General features: G+C 42.9%; 23 protein-coding genes and 2 tRNA genes. All 25 read right to left on the minus strand.

What is annotated here, in order from left to right:
• Positions 1-1,301 (minus strand): CAP domain-containing protein (locus PHQ42_02695; GenBank protein ID MDD5071620.1); only part of this gene is annotated, 1,301 nt, incomplete at its 3' end.
• Between the two features lie 131 nt (positions 1,302-1,432).
• A tRNA-Tyr gene (locus tag PHQ42_02700) sits at positions 1,433-1,515 on the minus strand.
• A 40-nt stretch (positions 1,516-1,555) separates the two neighbouring features.
• Positions 1,556-1,888: a four helix bundle protein gene (locus PHQ42_02705; protein ID MDD5071621.1), complete on the minus strand. Its 333-nt coding sequence runs from the start codon at positions 1,886-1,888 to the stop codon at positions 1,556-1,558.
• 65 nt (positions 1,889-1,953) lie between these two features.
• Positions 1,954-2,026, minus strand: a tRNA-Thr gene (locus PHQ42_02710).
• A 206-nt stretch (positions 2,027-2,232) separates the two neighbouring features.
• Complete coding sequence (locus PHQ42_02715; GenBank protein ID MDD5071622.1) at positions 2,233-3,021, minus strand: tetratricopeptide repeat protein; 789 nt, start codon at positions 3,019-3,021, stop codon at positions 2,233-2,235.
• A gap of 72 nt (positions 3,022-3,093) precedes the next feature.
• Entirely contained in the window at positions 3,094-3,969 is an 876-nt protein-coding gene (locus PHQ42_02720) for a class II fructose-bisphosphate aldolase (protein ID MDD5071623.1), read from the minus strand.
• Positions 3,970-4,070: 101 nt separating this feature from the next.
• A complete protein-coding gene (tpiA, locus tag PHQ42_02725) occupies positions 4,071-4,844 on the minus strand; it encodes a triose-phosphate isomerase (protein MDD5071624.1) in 774 nt (257 codons plus the stop codon).
• 22 nt (positions 4,845-4,866) lie between these two features.
• Positions 4,867-5,439, minus strand: coding sequence for a type II secretion system protein (locus tag PHQ42_02730; protein MDD5071625.1), 573 nt, complete (start codon positions 5,437-5,439; stop codon positions 4,867-4,869).
• Between the two features lie 25 nt (positions 5,440-5,464).
• A complete protein-coding gene (locus PHQ42_02735; protein ID MDD5071626.1) occupies positions 5,465-5,929 on the minus strand; it encodes a type II secretion system protein GspG in 465 nt (154 codons plus the stop codon).
• Between the two features lie 135 nt (positions 5,930-6,064).
• Entirely contained in the window at positions 6,065-7,117 is a 1,053-nt protein-coding gene (locus PHQ42_02740; protein ID MDD5071627.1) for a serine hydrolase, read from the minus strand.
• A gap of 172 nt (positions 7,118-7,289) precedes the next feature.
• A complete protein-coding gene (gene scpB, locus PHQ42_02745) occupies positions 7,290-7,832 on the minus strand; it encodes an SMC-Scp complex subunit ScpB (protein ID MDD5071628.1) in 543 nt (180 codons plus the stop codon).
• Position 7,833: 1 nt separating this feature from the next.
• The gene (locus PHQ42_02750) at positions 7,834-8,544 is read right to left on the minus strand and encodes a segregation/condensation protein A (protein ID MDD5071629.1); all 711 of its coding nucleotides are present in this window, start codon (positions 8,542-8,544) and stop codon (positions 7,834-7,836) included.
• 115 nt (positions 8,545-8,659) lie between these two features.
• Complete coding sequence (locus PHQ42_02755; GenBank protein MDD5071630.1) at positions 8,660-9,232, minus strand: YbaK/EbsC family protein; 573 nt, start codon at positions 9,230-9,232, stop codon at positions 8,660-8,662.
• A gap of 118 nt (positions 9,233-9,350) precedes the next feature.
• Positions 9,351-10,010: a phosphoribosyltransferase family protein gene (locus PHQ42_02760; GenBank protein MDD5071631.1), complete on the minus strand. Its 660-nt coding sequence runs from the start codon at positions 10,008-10,010 to the stop codon at positions 9,351-9,353.
• A 27-nt stretch (positions 10,011-10,037) separates the two neighbouring features.
• Positions 10,038-10,955: an orotidine-5'-phosphate decarboxylase gene (gene pyrF / locus PHQ42_02765; protein ID MDD5071632.1), complete on the minus strand. Its 918-nt coding sequence runs from the start codon at positions 10,953-10,955 to the stop codon at positions 10,038-10,040.
• Between the two features lie 55 nt (positions 10,956-11,010).
• Positions 11,011-11,199, minus strand: a complete 189-nt coding sequence (locus tag PHQ42_02770; GenBank protein MDD5071633.1) for a hypothetical protein — start codon at positions 11,197-11,199, stop codon at positions 11,011-11,013.
• A 1-nt stretch (position 11,200) separates the two neighbouring features.
• On the minus strand, positions 11,201-11,533 hold the full coding sequence (locus PHQ42_02775; GenBank protein ID MDD5071634.1) for a hypothetical protein: 333 nt from the start codon (positions 11,531-11,533) through the stop codon (positions 11,201-11,203).
• Between the two features lie 245 nt (positions 11,534-11,778).
• The gene (locus PHQ42_02780; protein ID MDD5071635.1) at positions 11,779-12,714 is read right to left on the minus strand and encodes a DUF5671 domain-containing protein; all 936 of its coding nucleotides are present in this window, start codon (positions 12,712-12,714) and stop codon (positions 11,779-11,781) included.
• A 69-nt stretch (positions 12,715-12,783) separates the two neighbouring features.
• Positions 12,784-13,086 carry a hypothetical protein gene (locus PHQ42_02785; protein ID MDD5071636.1) on the minus strand — a complete coding sequence of 101 codons (303 nt, stop codon included), beginning with the start codon at positions 13,084-13,086 and terminating at the stop codon, positions 12,784-12,786.
• A gap of 11 nt (positions 13,087-13,097) precedes the next feature.
• Complete coding sequence (locus tag PHQ42_02790; GenBank protein MDD5071637.1) at positions 13,098-13,454, minus strand: hypothetical protein; 357 nt, start codon at positions 13,452-13,454, stop codon at positions 13,098-13,100.
• Between the two features lie 124 nt (positions 13,455-13,578).
• The gene (gene asnS / locus PHQ42_02795; protein ID MDD5071638.1) at positions 13,579-14,991 is read right to left on the minus strand and encodes an asparagine--tRNA ligase; all 1,413 of its coding nucleotides are present in this window, start codon (positions 14,989-14,991) and stop codon (positions 13,579-13,581) included.
• A gap of 136 nt (positions 14,992-15,127) precedes the next feature.
• On the minus strand, positions 15,128-15,466 hold the full coding sequence (locus tag PHQ42_02800; GenBank protein ID MDD5071639.1) for a four helix bundle protein: 339 nt from the start codon (positions 15,464-15,466) through the stop codon (positions 15,128-15,130).
• Between the two features lie 44 nt (positions 15,467-15,510).
• On the minus strand, positions 15,511-17,283 hold the full coding sequence (gene aspS / locus PHQ42_02805; protein ID MDD5071640.1) for an aspartate--tRNA ligase: 1,773 nt from the start codon (positions 17,281-17,283) through the stop codon (positions 15,511-15,513).
• Between the two features lie 339 nt (positions 17,284-17,622).
• Positions 17,623-18,729: an aromatic amino acid transport family protein gene (locus PHQ42_02810; GenBank protein MDD5071641.1), complete on the minus strand. Its 1,107-nt coding sequence runs from the start codon at positions 18,727-18,729 to the stop codon at positions 17,623-17,625.
• A gap of 47 nt (positions 18,730-18,776) precedes the next feature.
• The coding region (locus PHQ42_02815) for a cation-transporting P-type ATPase (protein ID MDD5071642.1) at positions 18,777-21,279 on the minus strand (2,503 nt) is incomplete at its 5' end.

A 21,279-nucleotide genomic window follows, 5' to 3' on the forward strand; every position in this document is an offset into this window, starting at 1 on the left:
TCGGCAGAATCGGTATCGGGGCTTAAATAAGCCACGGCCCTGACGATTTTTTCTTCCTGCCCGGCCGATTCAACCACGGCAAGCTTCGTTCTCTCCGGGTCAACCGCCGGCGCCGTATTATCCACGGTTACGGGATAGTCTTCCGATTCCGCCCTTTCTTCCGCCCGGACAGCGACCGCTTTTAAATTATGGGCGCCTTCGGGCAAATCTATCGTCAGATGCGCGAAGCCGTCCGCGATTTCCCGGGTGCGGGCGATTTCTTCTCCGTTGCTAAAAATAATGATTTCCTCGGCTTGCGGAGCAAAAACTTTGGCTTCTATCAAATTCTGGCCGGTCAAAAGCCCTTTGGCCGGATAAACCAAAACCGGCCTTGCCAGCGGAGAAAGAGCTTTTTCCTCCTTTTCTCCCCGGACTGCCGGCTCAATAACGCTATCCGCTGAAATTTCTCGATCTTCCTGATTCAAAGTAATGGCGGGTTTCTCTTCCTTTTCGGCGATAGCGGCCGCGGAAACTGCCGGCTGGCTGGAGCCGAAAAACTGGGCAACCAAAGTCGTGTCATAATCTCCGTAAAAGCCGCTGGCCAAACCGACTCCGATTTCGGAAAAATCCGGGTCAATCATGTTGGCGTAATGGGTTTGGCTCTTTGTCCAGCCGTTAACCACTTCTTCCGCCCCGGAAAATCCCATGGCCAAATTTTCTCCGGCCATGGCGTATTTGTAATTTACGCCGGAAAGCCAATCTTTTACTGTTTTTTTGTCAGGGCCGATATGGGCGAAATATTGGTTCAAAAGCATGTCTTCAGCTTTATTGTAAGCGGCCCGGGTAAGCAAGTCGCTCTCCACCAATGGCTGGACGCCGAAATTCTGCCTGATTCTGTTGGTAAGTTCAATAATTTTTTGGGCCTGTTCCAGAAGCACGTCGGGCGTAAGCCAGGCGCTGATGGGAATAATAAGAACAAAGCCGATAACCAAAACTTTGATTAAAACCGCGCTTACGGCATGAAAAAATATCCGCCGGGGCGCCAAAGCCTGCGGTTTGTAATCATTGCCGGCGTGCGGAATAAACAAATCTTTCAATTTGCCCGGTCCGCGCGGATTGCGGCCCATCTTCACTTCGTCCCCGTCAGAAATGCCGTCTCCATCCGTATCGGGATTATTGGGATCTGTGCCATAGACATTCACCTCTTCATAATCAGCCAAGCCGTCATTATCGCTATCCTTTTTGTACGGATTGGTGCCTAATTTCTTTTCTTCTTCGTCAAACAAGCCATCGGCGTCAGAATCTTTTATTTCTCTTTTCATTTTATTAACTCTAATAAAAAATTTCATTTATTTTGCTATAAAATTCCCTTGTTATTCAAAATTGTACTACAAAATGCGAAAAAAGTCAAACAAAAACAAAAAAAGCGGAATTGAAACCGCTCTTTTTTTTGTGGGCCGGGCAGGATTCGAACCTGCGAAGACGAAAGCCAACAGATTTACAGTCTGTCCCATTTGACCGCTTTGGTACCGACCCGGGTAATAACTTTTAACTATTAACAATTAACTTTTAAACTTTAAAATGTCAGCCGTTTTTTAAAACCCCCTAATTGTCTGGCTATATTTTCAGATTGTTCTAACATAATATTATAAATTTTCCCGCTAATCAAATTAATTTCCGCCATAATTTGTAAACAGGCTACTGTTTCATTTAAAGAACCTAGGGATTTTTCTAGATAACGAGCAAACTCTTTGTCTGATTTTACCGCCGAACCTTCAGCTATATTTAGGGCAACTGATAAAGCCGCTCTTTTCGTTTGGTCTTTTAAGCTATAATCGTTAACCTTCTCTATAATTTTTAAGATGTTTTTATAATATACAACACTCGCCTTATAAACCGGGAAGTCCATAAAACGGAATGTCTTCATATTTTTATGTTAATTGTTAAAGGTTAACTGTTAATTGTTATTCCCTGAGCCGTTGCCGAGATTTGAACTCGGGACCTACTCCTTACCATGGAGTTGCTCTACCAGCTGAGCTACAACGGCATATTTTATTTTGATTTATGAACTAGTAATAAAGTTGCTCCCTGCCTGCCGGCAGGCAGGTACCAGCTGAGCTACAACGGCATAATTGATTGTTAAGTGTTAATCCCCGTCCTGATTAAAAAAATACTGTTTCTCACAGCATAAAAATGTTTTAAAACATTTTTTGTTTTTATATTATTTTGTTATTTTGTTATTTTGTTATTTAATTACAATTCATCAATCTGCTTTTTCAAATCTTCCAGTTTTTGGTTGTCCGGGTTAACTTTTTCCAATTTTTTATAAGCCTCTAGGGCCGAAGCTTTATCCTTTTTTATTATACTGATTTCCGCCATTGTGTCAAGGTAGCGGGGGTTATTGGGGACAACTTTCAGGGCTTCCTTTATTTCCCGCAAAGCGTCTTCCAGACGTCCGTCAGCGCGGTTCACCAAAGCCAGCTCAAAATTAATTTCCGCCGTTTCATTGTTATCCCCCCCGTCTTTTATCAGCTTTAAAATATGCCCGAAAGTCTGCCTGGCGTCTTCATAGTTTTTGTTCTCAAAATAAAGGTTGCCCAAATTCTTAAAGGCCTCGGTGTTTTGGCTGTCCAGCCCGATAATTTCAATCAGCCTTTTTTCCGCTTCTTTATAATTTTCCTCCTCAATCATCTCTTCGGCCTCAACTGACAATTCGCCGATTTTTTTCTCCTTTTCCGCAACGGGCAGAATCATTTCCGAACCATAACTTTCCTTCAATTCGTGGAGCTTATTATAAGCCCATTTGAATAAAATTCCCGATTTCTCCCCCAAGAACCTGGAAATCTTTATAATCCAGGAACTCCATTTAAAAATATTTCTTTTTAAGCGGCTGCTTATGATCCTTTCTTTCGCCCTGGCTTCTTTTTCCGCCGGAATATTTTCAACATCCACGCCGGCCAAAACGGAAAACTTGCTTACCGCAATAAAAACAATCACGCTTAAACTGATAAGTATTAAAATTAGAGGAATGATGTTATACATAAAAAAAGCTAAAAGCTAAAAGCTAAAAGCTAATAACTTCAAAAACTTTATTAATTTTTAACTTTCCACTGATTATGTTTCCACTTCTCTGACTTTTATCCGGCCGGCGCTGCCGAACAATTTCATTTTCCCGATAACCACTTTTTCCACCGCCTCAATCGTCGGCCTAAGCAAATTTCTCGGATCGGTTTCTTCCCTGTTTTTAAGGCAATTATCAATCAAAGTCGCGCAAAAAGCGATTTTTATATCGCTGCCGATATTAATTATATCCACGCCTTCTTTTATGGCTCCTCTTATTTTTTCATCCTCTACGCCGGAACCCCCATGCAAAACAAAAGGTTTTTTCACTTTTTCCAATATTTCCTTAAGCAAATGAAGCTTTATGTCCTCGTTGGTATAAACGCCGTGGGCCGTGCCGATGGCCGCGGCAATGGTATCAACTTTCGTGGCTTTTACGAATTTTACCACTTCCGCCGGATCGGCCAAGGGTATGTTTTTAATCTTACCTCCTCCGCTGCCATGGCCGCCGACCATGGCTCCGATTTCTCCCTGCACCCAGACGCCCCGGGAATGAGCCACTTCAACCACGTGCTTGGTCATATTGATATTTTCGTCCAGAGGCAGGGAAGAAGCGTCAATATGAACCGAAGTAAAACCGGAGTTAATGCACTCAAAAATAGAATCAAAGCTGCTGCCATGATCCAAGTGCAGGGCAATCGGCACCTCGGCGGCGATGTTTTTCGCAATCGTGGAAACAATATGGGTAATCGGCTTTAAACCCATATATTTAATCGCCCCTTCCGAAACCTGGATAATCGCCGGGGATTTCGCCTTGTTGGCCGCTCGCGCCACGCCCAGAGCGGATTCAAGATTATGGATATTAAAAGCGCCGACCGCATAGCCGCCCTTTTCCGCTTCTTTAATTATTTCTTTAATGTGAACTAACATAAAATGATAATAATCAATAACCAATTAACTAGAATGCTTGGATATTGAAATTTGGTTATTGAATATTGTTTGTATCTTGTACCTTGTTTCTTGGTTATTTACTATCTTAATATCCCCTTGGCGATTTTATAAAACTCTTCCGGGTCTAAGCTGGCGCCACCGACCAAAAGACCGTCAATATTTTCCAATTCGGCAAAACTCTTCACGTTCTTGCTGGTCACGCTGCCGCCGTAAATAATGCGAAAATTTTTATTAACCACGCCCAGGCCGAACATATCCTTCAGGGCCAGCCCGATGATTTTGTGGGCATAGTCGGCTTCCGCCGGCTCAATCGCCAATCCCGAACCGATTGCCCAAACCGGCTCATAAGCCACAACCACCTGCTGATTTTCCAGAATATTAATGCCGCCCAAAGCTTGCTGCAACTGGTCAACCAAAACAAAATCCCTTTTGTCCGTTTTTCTTTCTTCGCTTTCCTCGCCGATGCAGACAATCGGGATCAGGCCCGGAGTATTCAAAGTTTCCTTCACTTTTTGATGAATCATGGCGTAATTTTCCAAAAGGAAACGACGCCGCTCGCTGTGGCCGATAATGGCATATTGGCAACCGGCCTCAAGAATCATTTTTGGGGAAATCTCGCCGGTATAAGAACCGCTTTCCTCAAAAAAAACATTCTGGGCCCCCAATTTTAATTTAGTTTTTTCAAACATTCTGCCGATCTCGCTCAAAACGACAGAAGACGGGCAGACCACGACTTCCTCTTTGGCAAAATCCCTGAATTTCTCTTTGAATTTTTCCGCCATCTTTAAACTTTCTCCAAGCATCAGCCTCATCTTCCAATTGGCGATAATGATTTTATTTCTTTCTTTTGACATAATTTATAGTTAAAAATTTTATTTATTTAAGCGGGCCCAAAATACAGTAGTCATAATATGCCAAAGGGTTTCCGGACGAATCCGTAACCCTCGGGAGATCAAAATCACCTCCCTCTGCCGAAAAAAATAAGGCATATTCATAATCAGTCCGCCGTATTCCATTACAATACCAAGACGAAGTAAAAGTAGGAGGGCTGTATTCATAACAATAATATTCGCTCCCCCTAATCTCGTTAACCGGGTCAGATGGCAAAAATGGGAGCAAGCCCTCGTCCACCAAGGGCTTAAGCGCCGTATACCAAGTATGTCCGGAAATACAATTGCCGGTCGGACAACTACAAGACCAGGATGTCCCCAAAGTCGGATAAGCATTATGATTGTCAAAATATAGCTCCAAAGCTTTTTGCACTTGCTTTAAATCCGCCGCTCTTTTGGCGTCTCTGGCTTTTATTCTGGCATTATTCAGGGCGAACACGGCGGCCGAAGACAGAAGCCCGATAATTGAAATGATAACCAAAAGTTCTATCAATGTAAACCCCAAAATATCTTTTGGCGAATTTTTATTCTTTTTTTCGCGCTCGCCTTTCCTGCCCATTATTTTTAAAAACCAAAATTATATTTTAATCGCAGCCATACGCAGACCCGCACGTGCCGCAAAGCACGTAAACTACGTTGTCGGTATCATAGACGTTTATCCCGCTTCTATTCGGACCGCCTGAATGTATGGCCCTGGCCGATCCGTAATCTCCGTCAAAAATATATTTATTTCCCCACGGGTCAAGCGGAACAGACGCCATATAAGGGCCCTGCCAGTTGGGAAAACCGGAGTCGCAGACCAAACCGGCATTGCAGGTGTCCAAGTACATTTCCGGATCCTGGACGCATGGCGATAAGCTCAACTTGCCGGGATGAAGGCCTGTATCGTTCGCCAAAATATCTATGGCTATGGCGATCTGCTTTAAATCAGCCTTGGCTTTGGCGATTTTGGCTTTTTCCCTCGTAAGATTTACCGAATAAAAAGCGATTGTGGCTACCAGCCCGATAATGGAAATAACCACCAAAAGCTCAATTAAAGTAAACCCCATTGAATTTGCTTTGCGAGTATTTAAGGGGGCAAACTCGAAAAAATTTTTCAATCTCGGACAATTAAACATGGAGCGTAAATATGGCTTATTTTATTATACCACTTATCCCCAAAAACCCAAAAATTACGAGGCGAACTACCATTCGTAATTTTCATAAACCCATTCAGCCAAATTTTTTGTTTCTTCAAAGCGCTGGCGGCTGCTTTGGCCGCCCAGAATAACAGTGGCGATTTCCCGGCCGTTGCCGTCGGTAAATTCTCCGGCAAAACAATAGCCGGCCAAATCCGTATATCCGGTTTTGCCGCCGATTATTTCCAGGCCGTTAGCGGGAAAATTTTCCAATAAATAATCGGTGGTTGAAACTTTTTTTGTTTTCCCGGCCAAAGTTTTAAATTTGTATTCTTTTATCAGGGTCGCTTCCCTTATGCTTCTCCGGTCCAAAGAATATATGATCATTTTTGCCGCTTCTTCGGCCGTGGAAACATTATTATTATTAAGGCCGATCGGATCCCTGAAACGGGTGTTAACCAGCCCGAGAGCGGAAGCTTTTTCATTCATTTTCTCCACAAATTCTTCTTCTGCCAGCCCCGTTGAGCGCACCAAAGCGATGGCGGAAGTGTTGTCTGAAGCCACTAAACTCAAATGGAATAAATCTTTTACCGTGACCCTTTCTCCCTGGAAAAGATGGATTTTTCCGCCCTCCCGCCTGTCTTCTTTTTTTATTTCATAAGGCGAATCCCAGCCCGGATTGTAGTCAAGAAAAACCAAAGCGGTCATTAATTTAGTCAAGCTGGCAATAGCCGTTACTTCTTTTGAATTATGGGAAAAAAGCAAGGCTCCGCTTTCCTTATCAACGGCAACGGCGCTATTTGCCGTAACCGTAAACTCTCCGGCTTCAGGACCGCCCGCGAACTCTTTTCTAACGGGAGGGGCCGGCAATTCCGGCAGTCTGCCCATCCTTTCTCCGCTTTCCGGCAAAATCCTGTTAGCCAGAGGCACTTTTCTCATCTCGGCCACCGCTTTGTCAACCGCCTGATTAACTTCCTCTTCTCCCACGCCCAAAACTCTTCCCTTCTCCCCGGCCAAAGCGCCGAAAATATCAAAACTGAAATTGGGCTTGGCCGGAGAAACAGCAAAGCTAAAAATTAAAGAAGCGATGATTAAACTGGTTATGGCGGATATTAACATAAAAAATATCTAGAAATAATCAATAATCAAGAAACCTGCCTGCCGGCAGGCAGACAACAACTAAACAAATTCTAATATTCAATAACCAATAATCAAACGGTTTAGTTATTGAGATTTAGTTATTGATTATTGTTTGGAATTTGATTATTGGTCATTGTATTTCGCTTTTTACTTATTGGCCATTATCACTTAATACTCTGTCTAGCGTATCATCTTTATTCAACCTCTCATAATCCGGCAGCTGGCTTGCATCGTTAATTCCCAAAAAGCGGACAAAATCAAAAGTTATATTATAATAGGTTTCATTTTTTTTCTTGTCTTGTTTGGCCTCAATCAAACCCCGCAAAAGCAAATTATGGACAATCAAAGAGCAGTTGACCCCCCTGATTCTTTCCAAATCCAGCTTGGAAATCGGTCCGCGGTAAGCGATGATGGTTAAAGTTTCCAGGCTGGGCCGGGTGAGCTCGCCGGTAGTTTCGTCCTTTATAAAATCTCGGACCAGCGTTGAGCTTTCCGGAGCGCTTACCATCTGAAAAGCCGGACCGTTTTTTATTATCGCCAGCCCTCCTCCTCTTTTCTTGTAATCATCCGCCAGTTCTTTGGCCGCCGCTTCCACTTCTTTCGGCTCTTTTTTAACTAATTGGGACAATTGCTTGACCGTTATCGGCTTAGCAGAGATAAAAAGCAAAGATTCTATTTTTCCCTTGATAGACATATTAATTATTTTTATTTATGGTAATTTCGCCAAAAAGGCTTTCCTGCTCAACCATGATATCCCGCTGTTTTATTAATTCTAAAACGGCCAGAAAACTCACGATAATTTCCGTTTTTGAGCCGGCCTTTTCCAAAATTTTGGAAAAATTTATCCGGATTTTTTCCAACAGCGTTTTTTGGATGGCCAAAATTTTATCTTCAATGTTTATTTTTCTTGTTAACTTTTCTTCCTCCAATACTTCTTCCTCCGGTTTAACTTGGCTTATTAAATCTTTAAGGGAAGCGGCCAGATCGTCTTTGCTCAATTTTGCCGGCGGGGAAAAAATCTTTAAATTGGCCAGGACCGATTTCTTGTCAAACTCCCGGGCAAACATAAATTTTTTTTTACCCACCATCGCCTCAATGACTTTCATCGCTTCCAGAAATTCTTTATACATCCGGAGCTGCTGTTCCAGCTCTTCAACTTCTTCATCTTCTTCCGTATACAGATAAGGCAAAAGCGCCCTTGATTTTATATACAATAATTTCGCGGCAATAACTAAAAAATCCGCTATCTCGTCCGGATTAATCACGCCTGATTTTTTTATATAATCAATGTATTGGTCGGCAATTTTAGCCAGGCTCACTTCGGTTATGTCCAGCTCCTCTCTCTCTATTAATTGCAGCAATAATCCCAGCGGCCCTTCAAATTTTTCAGTTTTGAAATCCATCATCTTTTTATAAAATAGGATTATTGAGATTCTGAGGATCTTTAAGATTCTTACGATATTGTCTTTATAATATCCTAAGAATCTTAAAAGTCTCAATAATCCTAAGAATCTTAAAACTCTATTTACTCTTCTTCACCGCCTTCTTAACGGAAATTCTTCTCCTTCTTGCCTTCCCCGCTTTCTCCATCTTTACTTTTCTCTTTATCCCAAAGCTCCCCAACACCGCGTTTTCCAATTTTACAAAATCCTTGACCGCCATCTCTACGGAGTGGTTAAAGCTTCCGGAAGAAAAAACCGCTTTTTTCGCTTTCATCAGAGCCTTATCCGCGATTACCGGCAATTTATGCAATTGGCCAAAAGCGCTTAATGTCCCGGCTTTAATTTTTAAAGCCTTCGCCATCATTTTCTCGCCCGGAATTTTTACCGCTTTAATTTTTTTACCCGTCTGCGCCCCCAAGCATTTGCCTAATTTCTTAAAATCCAAATTATAATCCGCCGGCAGCAACACTAAAAAATAATCCTTGTCCGCTTGGACTAAAAGGGACTTGGCAATTTCCCCCATTTTTTTCTTCATAGTCGCGGCCGCGTCCACGGCTGTATAAACCGTCCGATGCTCTAAAATATTGTGCTTCACTCCGGCTTTTTTTAGATATTCTTCTAATTTAGCCGGCAGTTTTGTCTTCTTCGACATATAATTGTTAAATGTTAATTGTTAAATGTTAACAGTTAATATTATACCTTAATTTTGGCTTGAAAGCAAAGAAAAAAGGCCAACCCTAAGAGTTAGCCTTATTTATATTTTCACCTCCTTAATCGCCGGCAAGATAAGCCAGGCATTCTTCGTATTTTTCCCAGGTAATCATACCCTTTTTATAATAGTAGTCAAACAGTTCGGTGATGGTAAAAGCCGAAATCAGCGTATACCCGGCTTTTTCAAGCTCCTGTCTGCCTCCTTGCTGGCGGTCAACCGAGACAATCAAGCCAGCAACTTCCAGGCCCATCTGCTTGATCGCCTCAATCGCCTCAAACTTTGAATCCGCCCTGGTTATAAGATCATCAAGCAACAAAACCCTTTCCCCTTGGCGATAGTCGCCTACCAAAGGCATGATTTGCCGTTTGTCGCCCTCCACCTTCTTCCTCAGCCTGATAATTTTGAAGCATCTTGGCGCGGCCGCGACCTTCTCTATCGCTTCAGCCAAAGGATCTCCGGCATTGGGTATGCCGGCTATGGCCGAAAAGGTTAAACCGCTTTCCAGAATCTTCCGCCAGAGAAGTTCTGCCGCCAAAATGCAATCTTCCGGGGTAAGCGGCCCCGGTTTCGGGTTGTCCGGCGTTCTCAAGTTGAGATAAAAAGGCGACAGAGGAGCATCCGGAAACTTCTCGTGAAGTTTCAGCCTGAAAGCCCCGAACTTAAGGGCCTCTCTCGCAAAAATCATGTCAGCCACTCGGGCAAATGAATCAGAAGACATACTTTCACCTCCTTAAATCAAAAAGGGTTAAACTACGTTTCCGCCCACGGCTCTGATTTGATCTCGCAGTTCTTTGGCTTTCCCCGCCGCGGCTTCGGCAAAATCAGAGCCGTCAGAAGCAAAAATAATGCCGCGCGAGGAATTGATAATCATTCCTTGTCCCTGGCTGTCTTTGCCGGCCGTAACGGTTTTCTCCACATCACCGCCTTGCGCGCCTATGCCGGGAATAAGAATCGGCATATCACCGACAATCTTGCGCACCTCGGCCAGCTCCTCGGGATAGGTCGCACCGACAACAAGAGCGCAATTGCCGTTTTTATTCCAATGATTGGCAACCCGGTACGCGACGAATTGGTACATCGGCATAAGGATCGGGTCATTTGGAATGTCGCGAGTGCAGTCACCAATAGTCTCGTTGAAGAAAAGCTCCTGGCAATCTTCCGGAGTGAGCAACACCTGCAGATCCTGAAATTCACCCGCGCCCTTATTGGAAGTGCGGCAAAGCACAAAAATGCCTTTGTCTGGCCGGTCCAAAAACGGGGCAAGCGCTTCGGCGCCAAGATACGGATGAACCGTGACAGCGTCTGCTTGGAAGAAGTTAAATGCTGATTGCACGTAGCCAGTGTTAGTATTGCCGATGTCCCCGCGTTTGTAATCAAGAATCACGGGGACGTTAGGTGCAATGATATGAATATCCACGATAGTACGATGCAGAGCCGCAGATCCTTCACTACCATGCGCCTCATAAAAAGCGATGTTCGGCTTATAGGCGCAGACACTGCCTACCGTCGCTTCCACAATAGCTCGGTTGAAGGCGACGACGGTATTGGCCACGTCAACCTGACACTCATTGCCGGGTCGACGCGCAGCTTCAGGAATTTTTTTGAAGTCGCTATCCAGCCCAACGCAGACGAATTTACCAGCCGCCCACCGGGCTCTCAACAATTCCCAAAAATTTCTTTCTGCCATCTCTTTACTTCTCCTTCCTTACAGGTTGAAACTAAACAGAGACTGAATTCTTTCCCGCGGCCGTACATTCCCGGCACAAGCTGTTACCCCTCTTTCTCATTTTCTGGCAAGCGCGGCTGCCGGGAATATTAGCGCATCTTTTTGGCCGGCCGCTGATTTTCGGCTGATGTCCGCCATTCTTTTTTTTCATTCCCTTTCTCCTCTCGCTTTCAATTTTCATTTTAACGAACCGATTTTTCTTTCGCCCAAAATAAACCGAGAAATACCATCCCCAGCACCCCGTCTTTCAATAAAGACAAGGGTAAAACTACGACTACACAAAAAACGATTAAAACGATTGCGCCGATCGCCCCAGGGATTGATATTTTGTCCTTTTTCGGAACTTCATTTTTTATGAAAAGACTTATAAAAAGGAAAATAATGGCTACTGCCGCGCACATAGCCAGGGCGATAATATTCCCTATAAAATCAAAAATAGGTTCCGTCTTTCTCCAAATCGCCCGGACGATAGACAAAATGACCCGTCCAACTACAATCCAAAATCTCTTTTCCATTTTCTGCCCCCCTATCTGTGATCTGTGTTTTATATCAATTGTTATATTTTCAAAGAGCCAATTAAAAAGCCCAAAAAGTAACTCCTCCTTGGACTTTTATATTATTATAATATTTCTTTTTCGCCTAGCAACAATCTCTCACCAGAGGACTGTTTGTTTTAAAATTTCCCTGCCCAGCAGTCCCTAATGAAGACTGCTGTGAGGCGCAGGCGATGATATTATTTTTTTATTTTTTTATTTTATTTTTATCTCATCGGCACCGGCCCGGGAACTTTAAGGCCATCTTCATTATGCACTTTCTGTTGCAAACATTGGTAGCCGGCGTCATGCGCCCACCTGTCCTTGTAGTAGCTGTATTCCGCCGCATCTTCATCTTTGTTTGAAGCCATGAAAGTAGCGCAAAGTTCGTAAGTATTATTATCAACCGCGCGGTAATCAAACAAAATTTTAGAAGCCGGGTCTTTTATGGCGTCTTCGCCCAAATAGCTATATTCGGACTTTAGCTCATTCAAGCTCTCGGGCAATTCGCCAAATTCCTTGTAATAACTGGCGATGGCCATATCTATATTGTTGAAATTATCCAGAATAAAATTATCAAATTTCCGGTTTCGGGTTTCCGTCGGCGACTCCACAATGAAAAGCGAGGCGGTAAAAACCGCTATGACCAGAACCAAGGAAGCGTAAAAATAAACCTGGACGACCCGATTTTTCTCTTGGACATTTTCTCGCCGGATATCATAAAAATAAAAAGTAAAAACCGCGGCCGCGATGAAAATCGCGGTAATGGCCTTAAGAATAAACTTAGTGGTAAGCTCCCCATCCAAGAAGCTGTTAATTGTCCCGATCAGCCAGCCCAGCATGACAACGGAAGAAATCAGAAGAATAAAATAAGTAAGCCATTTCCTTATGCCGGAATCCTTGTCCAGGGCGCCCGATAATAAACTTTTATAAATCCGCCACAAGCAAATATAAAATATCGGCGCGGAAATTATTAAAGCGGAAATGGCGAATTTCAGCTGGCTCGGGGAAAATCGGCCCTGATAAAGGTTCAAAACATCGGGAATATTCTTATTAATAATCTGAAAGACGATCATGCCCGAAGTAAGGGCCATGAAAATAAGCGCCACCAGGGATAACATGTAGAAAAAAGCGAATTTCGCCGCATTGTTTTTTGTTTCCATACAATTTAAAAATAAAATAATAAAATAAAAAAATAAAAATTTATATTTTCTATTCGCAACATTCACGTGTTACTTAATCGGCAGTTTTCCCTGCCGCTGTTTTATTATTTCTTTAGCTTCTCTTTTCCCCATGGCTGTTAATTTAACTTTATGTATAAACCACTTCTTTGCGGTTTTATGGCCGAAAGCTATGAGCAAATCTTTATCCACCAGGCTTTCCAAACTTTTGTTTATGATATCCTGAATATTCTTTTTATTTTCTTCAAATTCTTTTTTAGGATAAAAACCATAAAAATCCGCCTTCGGGGTTAGGCCGTTTTTATTAAGGTAACATTGGCCTAAAATATATTTTTGCAAGCCGGACAGCCGCATATTTTTTAAATTTATTTTTCATCTTCAGCTTTTTCTTGCTCTTTTTCCAGTTCTTCTATAAATTTTTCTATTGAATCGTCATAAAAGTCAAAAAAATCACAATCTTTTTCATCATAGGAACTTCCGACTAAAATATGAAAAAGAATATAATTATCAACCTTTCCTTTATATTTTTCTTTTAATAGATTGGCAAAATCTGCGATTTTTTGAGCGACTGCCATTCGGTCTACGGCCGTATCTCTATTCTTAAGAGAACTTAGCCTCTCTTTTAAGTCCTCGGCTTTAGCCCTTTCCGCCTGCCTTTGCTCTTCCGGAATTTCAAATTTTCCATTGTCCCCATTAGAAATTTCTTGATTTTTTCTCTCCATAATAATATTGTTATTTTTAATATCTTTGCCCCCTTAAACATGCTTTAAAATTATTTCTAACGGGGTTCATATTTTTCATAATCTTAATAATCCTAAGAGTCTTAAAAATCCCAAGAATCTTATTCTAAAATTCCGCATTTTTCGGAGTTCTGGGAAAAGGAATAACGTCGCGGATATTGGCCATGCCGGTGAAATACATTATCGCGCGCTCAAAACCCAAGCCAAATCCGGCATGCTTGACTCCGCCGTATTTCCTTAAATCAAAATACCATTCATAATCCTCTTTTCGCAAGCCGAAATCTTTTATCTTTTTTTTCAAAATATCCAAGCGCTCTTCCCTTTGGCTGCCGCCGATAATCTCCCCTACGCCCGGCACCAGCAAATCCATGGCCGCCACGGTTTTGCCATCGTCATTGGAACGCATATAAAAAGCTTTTATTTTCGCCGGATAATCCGTGACAAAAACCGGTTTGCCAAATTCTTTTTCCGTCAAGTAGCGCTCATGCTCGGTCTGCAAATCAATCCCCCACTTTACCGGATATTTAAATTTTTCCTTGGCTTTTTTCAATATTTCAATCGCTTCGGTATAAGTCAAACGTTTAAAATCCGACTTTACCACATTGTCCAGGCGCTGGTCCAGGCCTTTATCAATAAATCTGGAAAAAAATTCCATCTCCGCCGAGCAATTCTGCCTAATATAATTTATCAAATATTTTACCATTTCTTCGGCCAGATTCATATTATCCTCCAAATCCGCAAAAGCGATTTCCGGCTCTATCATCCAAAATTCCGCCGCGTGCCGCGCCGTATTGGAATTTTCCGCCCGGAAAGTCGGGCCAAAAGTGTAAATCTTGCGAAAGGCCAAAGCAAAGGCTTCGCCGTTCAATTGCCCGCTTACCGTCAAGTTGGTTTTTTTTCCGAAAAAATCCTGGCTGTAATCAATCTCGCCTTTTTCATCTTTCGGCGGCTTATTTATGTCAAACATGGTCACATTAAACATTTCTCCGGCTCCCTCGCAGTCGCTGCCGGTAATAATCGGGGAATGGAGATGGATAAACCCCCTTTCCTGAAAAAATTTATGAATGGCAAAGGCCAAAACCGAACGCAAACGGAAAACCGCGGAGAAAGTATTGGTTCTTGGCCGCAGATGGGCAACCGTGCGCAGAAATTCAAAAGAATGGCGCTTCTTCTGCAAAGGATAGCCTTCGTCGGTTAAGCTGATAATTTCAACTTTATCCGCCCTTAATTCAAAGGCCTGGCCGGCGGCCGGAGATTTTATCAATTCCCCCTCCGCCGTAATAGCCGAACCGACAGAAATTTTCGTCAATTCTTCGAAATTATTCAGATTATCTTCATAAACAACCTGCAAATTTTTTAAAAAAGTTCCGTCATTCAATTCAATAAAACCGACATTGGGGGAAGACCGCCCGGTCCGAACCCAGCCGGAAACAGAAATTTTTTCCGCCTTAGCCGAATAATGGCCAGCCAAAAATTTTTCCGGTTCCTTATAAATTTGCCTTATCAAAACTTTCTGCATAAACTTTATGTAAAACATTTGCCATACTTTATTTTTAAGAACGAGAAAAATACGATTATCCGGCAAACTCTATAATCTAATTTTAAATTTTAAGTTTTAAATTTTAATTGAATTTTAAATGATAAATTTTAATTGACTATTCACCTTTATTAATTGTCAAAATAATTTTCGAAAATATCAGAGTTAATTCGTTAGCTTCTTTCCATAATATTCTGCACTTATCTTTATGGCCATCATTGGCTTTAGCGATTAATTCCAGCCAATACTTTGTTTCCCTTGCTTCTTTCTTGCAAATACAGATTTTATTCTTAAAATCTTTTCTGGAGGCAGCGCCATTAGCCTCAAAATAATTGGCGCCAATACTGGTCCCCGATCTGACAATTTGGCTTATCAAAGGATTATTTATGATATTTTTTTCTAAAGATTTGGCCAAAAATAATATTTCTTCGCCAAACTTTATTGTTCTACCCTCCAAATTATACGTCATTTAAAATTTAAAATTTGTTATTTAAAATTTCGTCATGCGATCTTAATCCCTATCTCCTTTAATTGCTTCTCGCTTACCTCGCTCGGGCTGTCCATCATCACGTCGCGCGCCTGCCCGTCTTTGGGAAAAGCGTAAATATCGCGGATTGAATCGCAGTCAAGCAGAATCATTAAAAGCCGGTCTAGCCCCGGGGCAAATCCGCCATGCGGCGGACATCCGTAGGAAAAGGCTTTTATCATGTGGCCGAACTTTTTATCCACTTCTTTTTTGGCATAGCCGGCAATGGCAAAAGCCTTATACATAATTTCCGGCTCATGGTTGCGGATCGCGCCGGAGGATATTTCATAGCCGTTGCAGACCAAATCATACTGGTAAGCCAAAATTTCCAAAGGGTTTTTGGATTCCAGGGCCTTCATTCCTCCCTGGGGCATGGAAAAAGGATTGTGGGAAAAATCAATTCTGCCTTCTTCAAGCTCGGAATAATCATACATGGGAAAATCATAAATCCAAACCCAGGCCGTCGTCTTATTGTCTTTCAAACCCAGCTTTTCTCCGCATTCGCCGCGAACCGCGCCCAAAATCTGGCAGGCCGGCCGCCAGGTATCGGCGGAAAAAAATATAATATCGCCGGCTTTGGCTTTAACTTCTTTTACAATTTTTTCCGCCAGTTCCTGCCCCAAAAATTTTACTATTGGCGAATGCAGTTCGCCCTTTTCTTTAATAACCAAATAAGCCAACCCCTTGCCCCCCCTGGCTTTGGCGACTTCGGTTAATTCATCAATTTCCTTGCGGGTAAATTTAGCCCCGCCGTCAACTTTCAGGGCTTGGACGGTTCCGCCGGCTTTCACGGCCTCGGAAAAAACGCTAAATCCGCAACCTTTCACCAGATCTGTGATCTGTGTTATTTCCAGTGGGAACCTTAAGTCCGGCTTATCCGAACCATATTTGCTTATTGCCTCTTTATAAGTTAAACGCGGGAAAGGTTTGGCTAAAATTTTCTTTTTCCCGAATTTCTCCGTTAATTCCACCATCAGCGGCTCAATCGTTTGCCAGATATCTTCCTGCTCCACAAAACTCATTTCCAAGTCAATCTGGTAAAAATCTCCCGGATGCCGGTCAGCCCTCGTATCCTCATCCCGGAAACAGGGCGCGATCTGAAAATATTTATCAACTCCGGCCACCATCAAAAGTTGTTTGAATTGCTGCGGCGCCTGGGGCAAAGCGTAAAATTTCCCCGGATAAAGCCGGGAAGGAACTAAATAATCCCGCGCCCCTTCCGGAGAAGAATTAGCCAGAATCGGAGTCTGCACTTCCAAAAAATCGCGCTTATGGAAATAATCCCTGATATAACTTATAATCTCATCGCGGGTTTTCATTATCGCCTGCAGTTTTGACCGCCGCAAATCCAAAAATCGGTATTCCAAACGCAAAGCTTCGTTCGCCCCCTTGGCTTTGGCTTCGTCAATCTCAAACGGCGGAGTTTTGGATTGGCTTAAAATTTCTAAATTTTCGGCCTCTACTTCAATTTCTCCGGTTGCCATTTTTTTGTTTATCATTTCTTTCGGCCGCTCTACCACCTTGCCTTTCACCTTTATCACCCATTCGCCCCGCAGTTTATAAGCTTCATCCCAAATCGCCTTGTTCCTGTCCGGATTGAAGTTAATTTGGGTCAGGCCGTAGCGGTCGCGCAAATCAATAAAAATAAGGCCGCCGTGATTGCGGTGCCGATGCACCCAGCCGCATAAAACCACGTTTTTGCCTTTGTCTTTTTTAGTTAATTGCCCGCAGGTATGAGTCCTTAGCATATGTTAAAAATATAAAAATATAAAAATAAAATAAAAATTTTCAAAATTAGGTTAAAATACTAAGTAATATTATAGTTTAAATCTTCTTATTTCTGACTTCCCCGTCCCGCCCGCCCCGCTTGTCCCGCTCTTGCGGTGGCTCCTGCGGTGGCCTTGGCGGTGATTACTTCTGACTTAATATTACCTGATTTTTCTAAGATTAGCAAGGGAAACAAGGGGGACTTAAACTAATCCCGCCATCTGTAAAAAACAACAAAAAAAATCCCGCCTTTTACGAAAAGCGGGATTGTTTTTTTCCCGGAGAAGCAAAATTATGCCAAAAAGCCAAATAGCGCGAACTTAAGAAAAATAAACAAATGAGTAAATAATGCCGCCCAAAAGCAACAAAATCAAAGGATAAACGAATGTTTTTTTATCCGGAAAAACTTTTCTGTACATTAACAAAATCAAAATGCCGTCAATGGCCAGCATTATCCCGCCGACAACTCCGATCACCTCAATAAAATTTTTAAAGCCAATCAGATAAAAAAACAAAGGCAGGAAACAAGTAATCGCCCAAGCCGAAATTTTGGTAAATTTCAAATCATACCAAAAAACCTTTTTTAAAGTAAGGCCCAAAGTGATAAAAGAGGTGAAGGTCGTTAAAAGCCCGAAAAGCAGAGCCAGAGAAACTATGCCGTCTCCCAGCACGATTTTTAATCCCGTCAAAGCCGATTCCGTGGTTTGGGGTCCGGTGATGCCAAGAATCAAATAAATGAAAAAAAGATAAATAATTATCGGAATTAAAATGGCGATGGGAATGATTTTCAAAATCCGCTTCTTTTCTTTTCCCAGCATTTCTTCCACCTCCGGAATCAGGGCCGCCCCCCAGATGGAAAAAAGAATAACGCCGTAAGGCAGAAAAGACAAAGACCAATCGGGAGCGGAAAAAAGATTTTCCGCCGCTATAAACGTCCTTCCGCGGAAAAAGATGGCCAGTAAAATTACGAGAAATAAAACCAGGCCCCAGAATTCCACCTTGGCAATGGCTTTTATTCCGGAAAAAATCAAAGCCGACCCGATAATGAAATAAAAAAAAGTGTAAAACTGGGCGTTCCCTCCCAGAATCGGCGAAAGCAGCTCGGCCAAAAATTCTCCCCCCAAAATCAGATAAGCCAAAAGCGCCCCGAAGATGCCGAAAATTGTCGAGATATAAGCGACGGCTTCGCCTTTTTTTCCAAGATAAATCTTGGCAAAGCCGGGAAGGCGTTTGAAGTCCGCCGTTTTTAAAGCCAGTTCCCCGAAAAATAAATGAATCAAAATGACCAAAGCCCCCAAAACCAAAAAATAACCGAGAATTACCCAAAAGCCCAGCTGAAGGGTGATGTAGGGCAGGGCGAAAAGCCCGGCTCCGATAATGGTGCCGGAAAGAGTGGTCACGGCGTAAACCTGTTTGGAAATTTTCATAAATCTTATTGTTAATCTTGAATAATAAAATAACGGAACTTGTATTTTTAAAAACCGCTCTTCGCTTTTCTTTTGTGCCAGTATTTATACAATTCCCCCGCCCATAAAACTAGAGAGGAAAGCAGGACTATCATAAAAAATTCCGGAAGAGACAAAACTTCAAACCCGAATTTCTCCGCCGCCCTTTCCGCAAAAAGAACGGCCGATGTCAGAAAAATGGAAATTGCCAGCCCCGCGACTATGAGTTTGTTGGAGAAAAATCCTATCTTAAAGACGGATTGGGTAAGGGACCTCATATTAAGAACGTTAAAAAGCTGGGTAATAGCCATTACGGCAAAAGCGCCGGTTCTGGCTTTTTCCAGAGAGTCAACCGCCATAAACATTTTAAAAATAAGAATGGTTAAACCGGCCATTATCCCAACCATTAAGAATACAAAGGGAAGTATGTCTTTGGAAAGAATATTTTCTTCTTTTTTTCTCGGCGGCCCGTTCAAAACGTCTTCGTGGCGGGGTTCGCAGGCCAAAGCGACATCGGCAAAGCCGTCGGTTACCAGATTCAAAAAAAGAATGGAGGCGGGCAGAATAATCAAGCGGATTTCTCCCCACAAATAGGCGCCGAGGGCCAGAGAAACTATCAAGGTAACATGTTCGGCAAAATTGGTGCTTACTAAAAATAAGCTGGCTTGCTTGATATTTGTAAAAACCGTTCTCCCTTCCTCAACGGCGTTGATAATGGAAATAAAATTATCATCGGCCAAAACCATTGAGCTGCTTTCTTTCGCCACGTCAGTGCCGATTTGGCCCATGGCAATGCCGATATCGGCTTTCTTCAGGGCCGGCGCGTCGTTAACCCCGTCCCCGGTCATAGCCACAATAAAGCCCTGCTTCTGCAGGCTCTCCAAAATTTTTAGTTTCATCTGCGGGGTCAACCGGGCAAAAACCGAAATATGCTTAGCCGCCTCATCAAATTCTTTTTCGCTTAATTTCTCCAATTCCTTCTGGGTCAAAGCCAAAGGGTATTTTTTCTTCCCTCCATTACCGCTTACCAAACCTATTTCCCTGGCAATGGCCAAAGCGGTTTCCTTGTGGTCTCCGGTTTTCATTATCACTCTGATTTGCGCCTCTTTCGCCTTGGCCATGGCTTCTTTAACCTCGGGCCTTATCGGGTCTTTCATTCCCACCACCCCGACAAAAACAAGATCTTTGGCCAAATCTTCGGTCAATTTTTTTGTTTCCGCGGGAACCGCTTTGTAAGCCAGCCCCAAAACTCTTAAGCCCTTTTTGGCCAGATTTTCCGCTTTTTTCAAAATTTCCTTTTTCTCTTTGGCTTCAAGCCTGCTTTCTTTTTCTTTAAGCCCAAAACCGGAAATTTTCAAAATTTCCTCCGGAGCCCCCACCACATAAATTTGGCTGTTTTTCGCCTTGTCCTTGCTCAAGACGATAAGCGAAGCCCGGTATTTCAATTCCGGGTTAAAAAGCGCGTCGTCAATTCTTTTTTCTTTCTCCAATAAAATTTCTTTTTTAAGCCCGGCTTTTTCAGCTAAAACAACAAGAGCGCCTTCTGTCGGGTCGCCGATAATTTTATAATTTTCTTTCTCGCCTTCGCTTTCTTCCTTAATTAAACTGGCATTATTGCAAAGGGCGGCAATATGCAAAAGTTTTCCCAATTGGGGATTTTCCAAAGGGAAAAAATCCTTTTCTTTCTGGATAAACGAACCTTTCGGCTCCCAGCCCTCCCCGGAGACATTGATTTCTTCCTGATCCGGTAAAAGCGCTTTCTCCACATTCATTGTATTCTGGGTAAGCGTTCCTGTTTTGTCCGTGGCAATCACGTTTGCCACCCCCAGAGTTTCCGTCGCCTGCAAATCCCTGATAATCGCGTTCCTTTTGGCCATTCTGTGGGCCCCTATGGCCAGCACAATCACCAAAACCACCGGCAGCCCCTCCGGAATTCCGGAAACCAAAGCGGCAACCGCGAATCTGAATGTTTGCTCAAATCCAAGATGCCCGGTGAAAAATCCCAAGAAAAAAATCGCGGCCGTTGTGGCAAAAGCGATTCCGGCCATTTGTTTCGCCAATAAATTAGCCTTAATCTTGAAATGGGTTTTTGGGGTTTTGATTCTTTCAAGGCTTTTGGCGATCTGGCCAAGGGCGGTCTTTGGCCCGGTTGAAACCACCACCGCTTTTGCCTGGCCGGCGGCAACAAGCGTCCCCAGCCAAACCATATTTTTTTTATCAGCCAAAGTGGTTTTTTCCGCCAATTCCTTAATTTCTTTGGTTACCGGCAATGATTCGCCCGTTAAAGCGGCTTCCATGGTCCTGAAACTTTTTAATTCCAACAATCTGGCGTCGGCGGGAATTTTGTCCCCCTCCTCAATAATAATTATATCTCCCGGAACCAATTCTTTGGCCGGAATTTTCAATAACTCCCCTTCTCTTAGGACTTTGGCAAAAAGCACAATCATCTTTTTTAAAGCCAAAATGGCTTTTTCCGCTTTGAATTCCTGAATAAAGCCCATGCCGGCGTTAAATAAAAGAACGGCCAAAATA

Source organism: Patescibacteria group bacterium (genome assembly GCA_028711655.1).
GTDB lineage: Bacteria > Patescibacteriota > Patescibacteriia > Patescibacteriales > JAQTRU01 > JAQTRU01.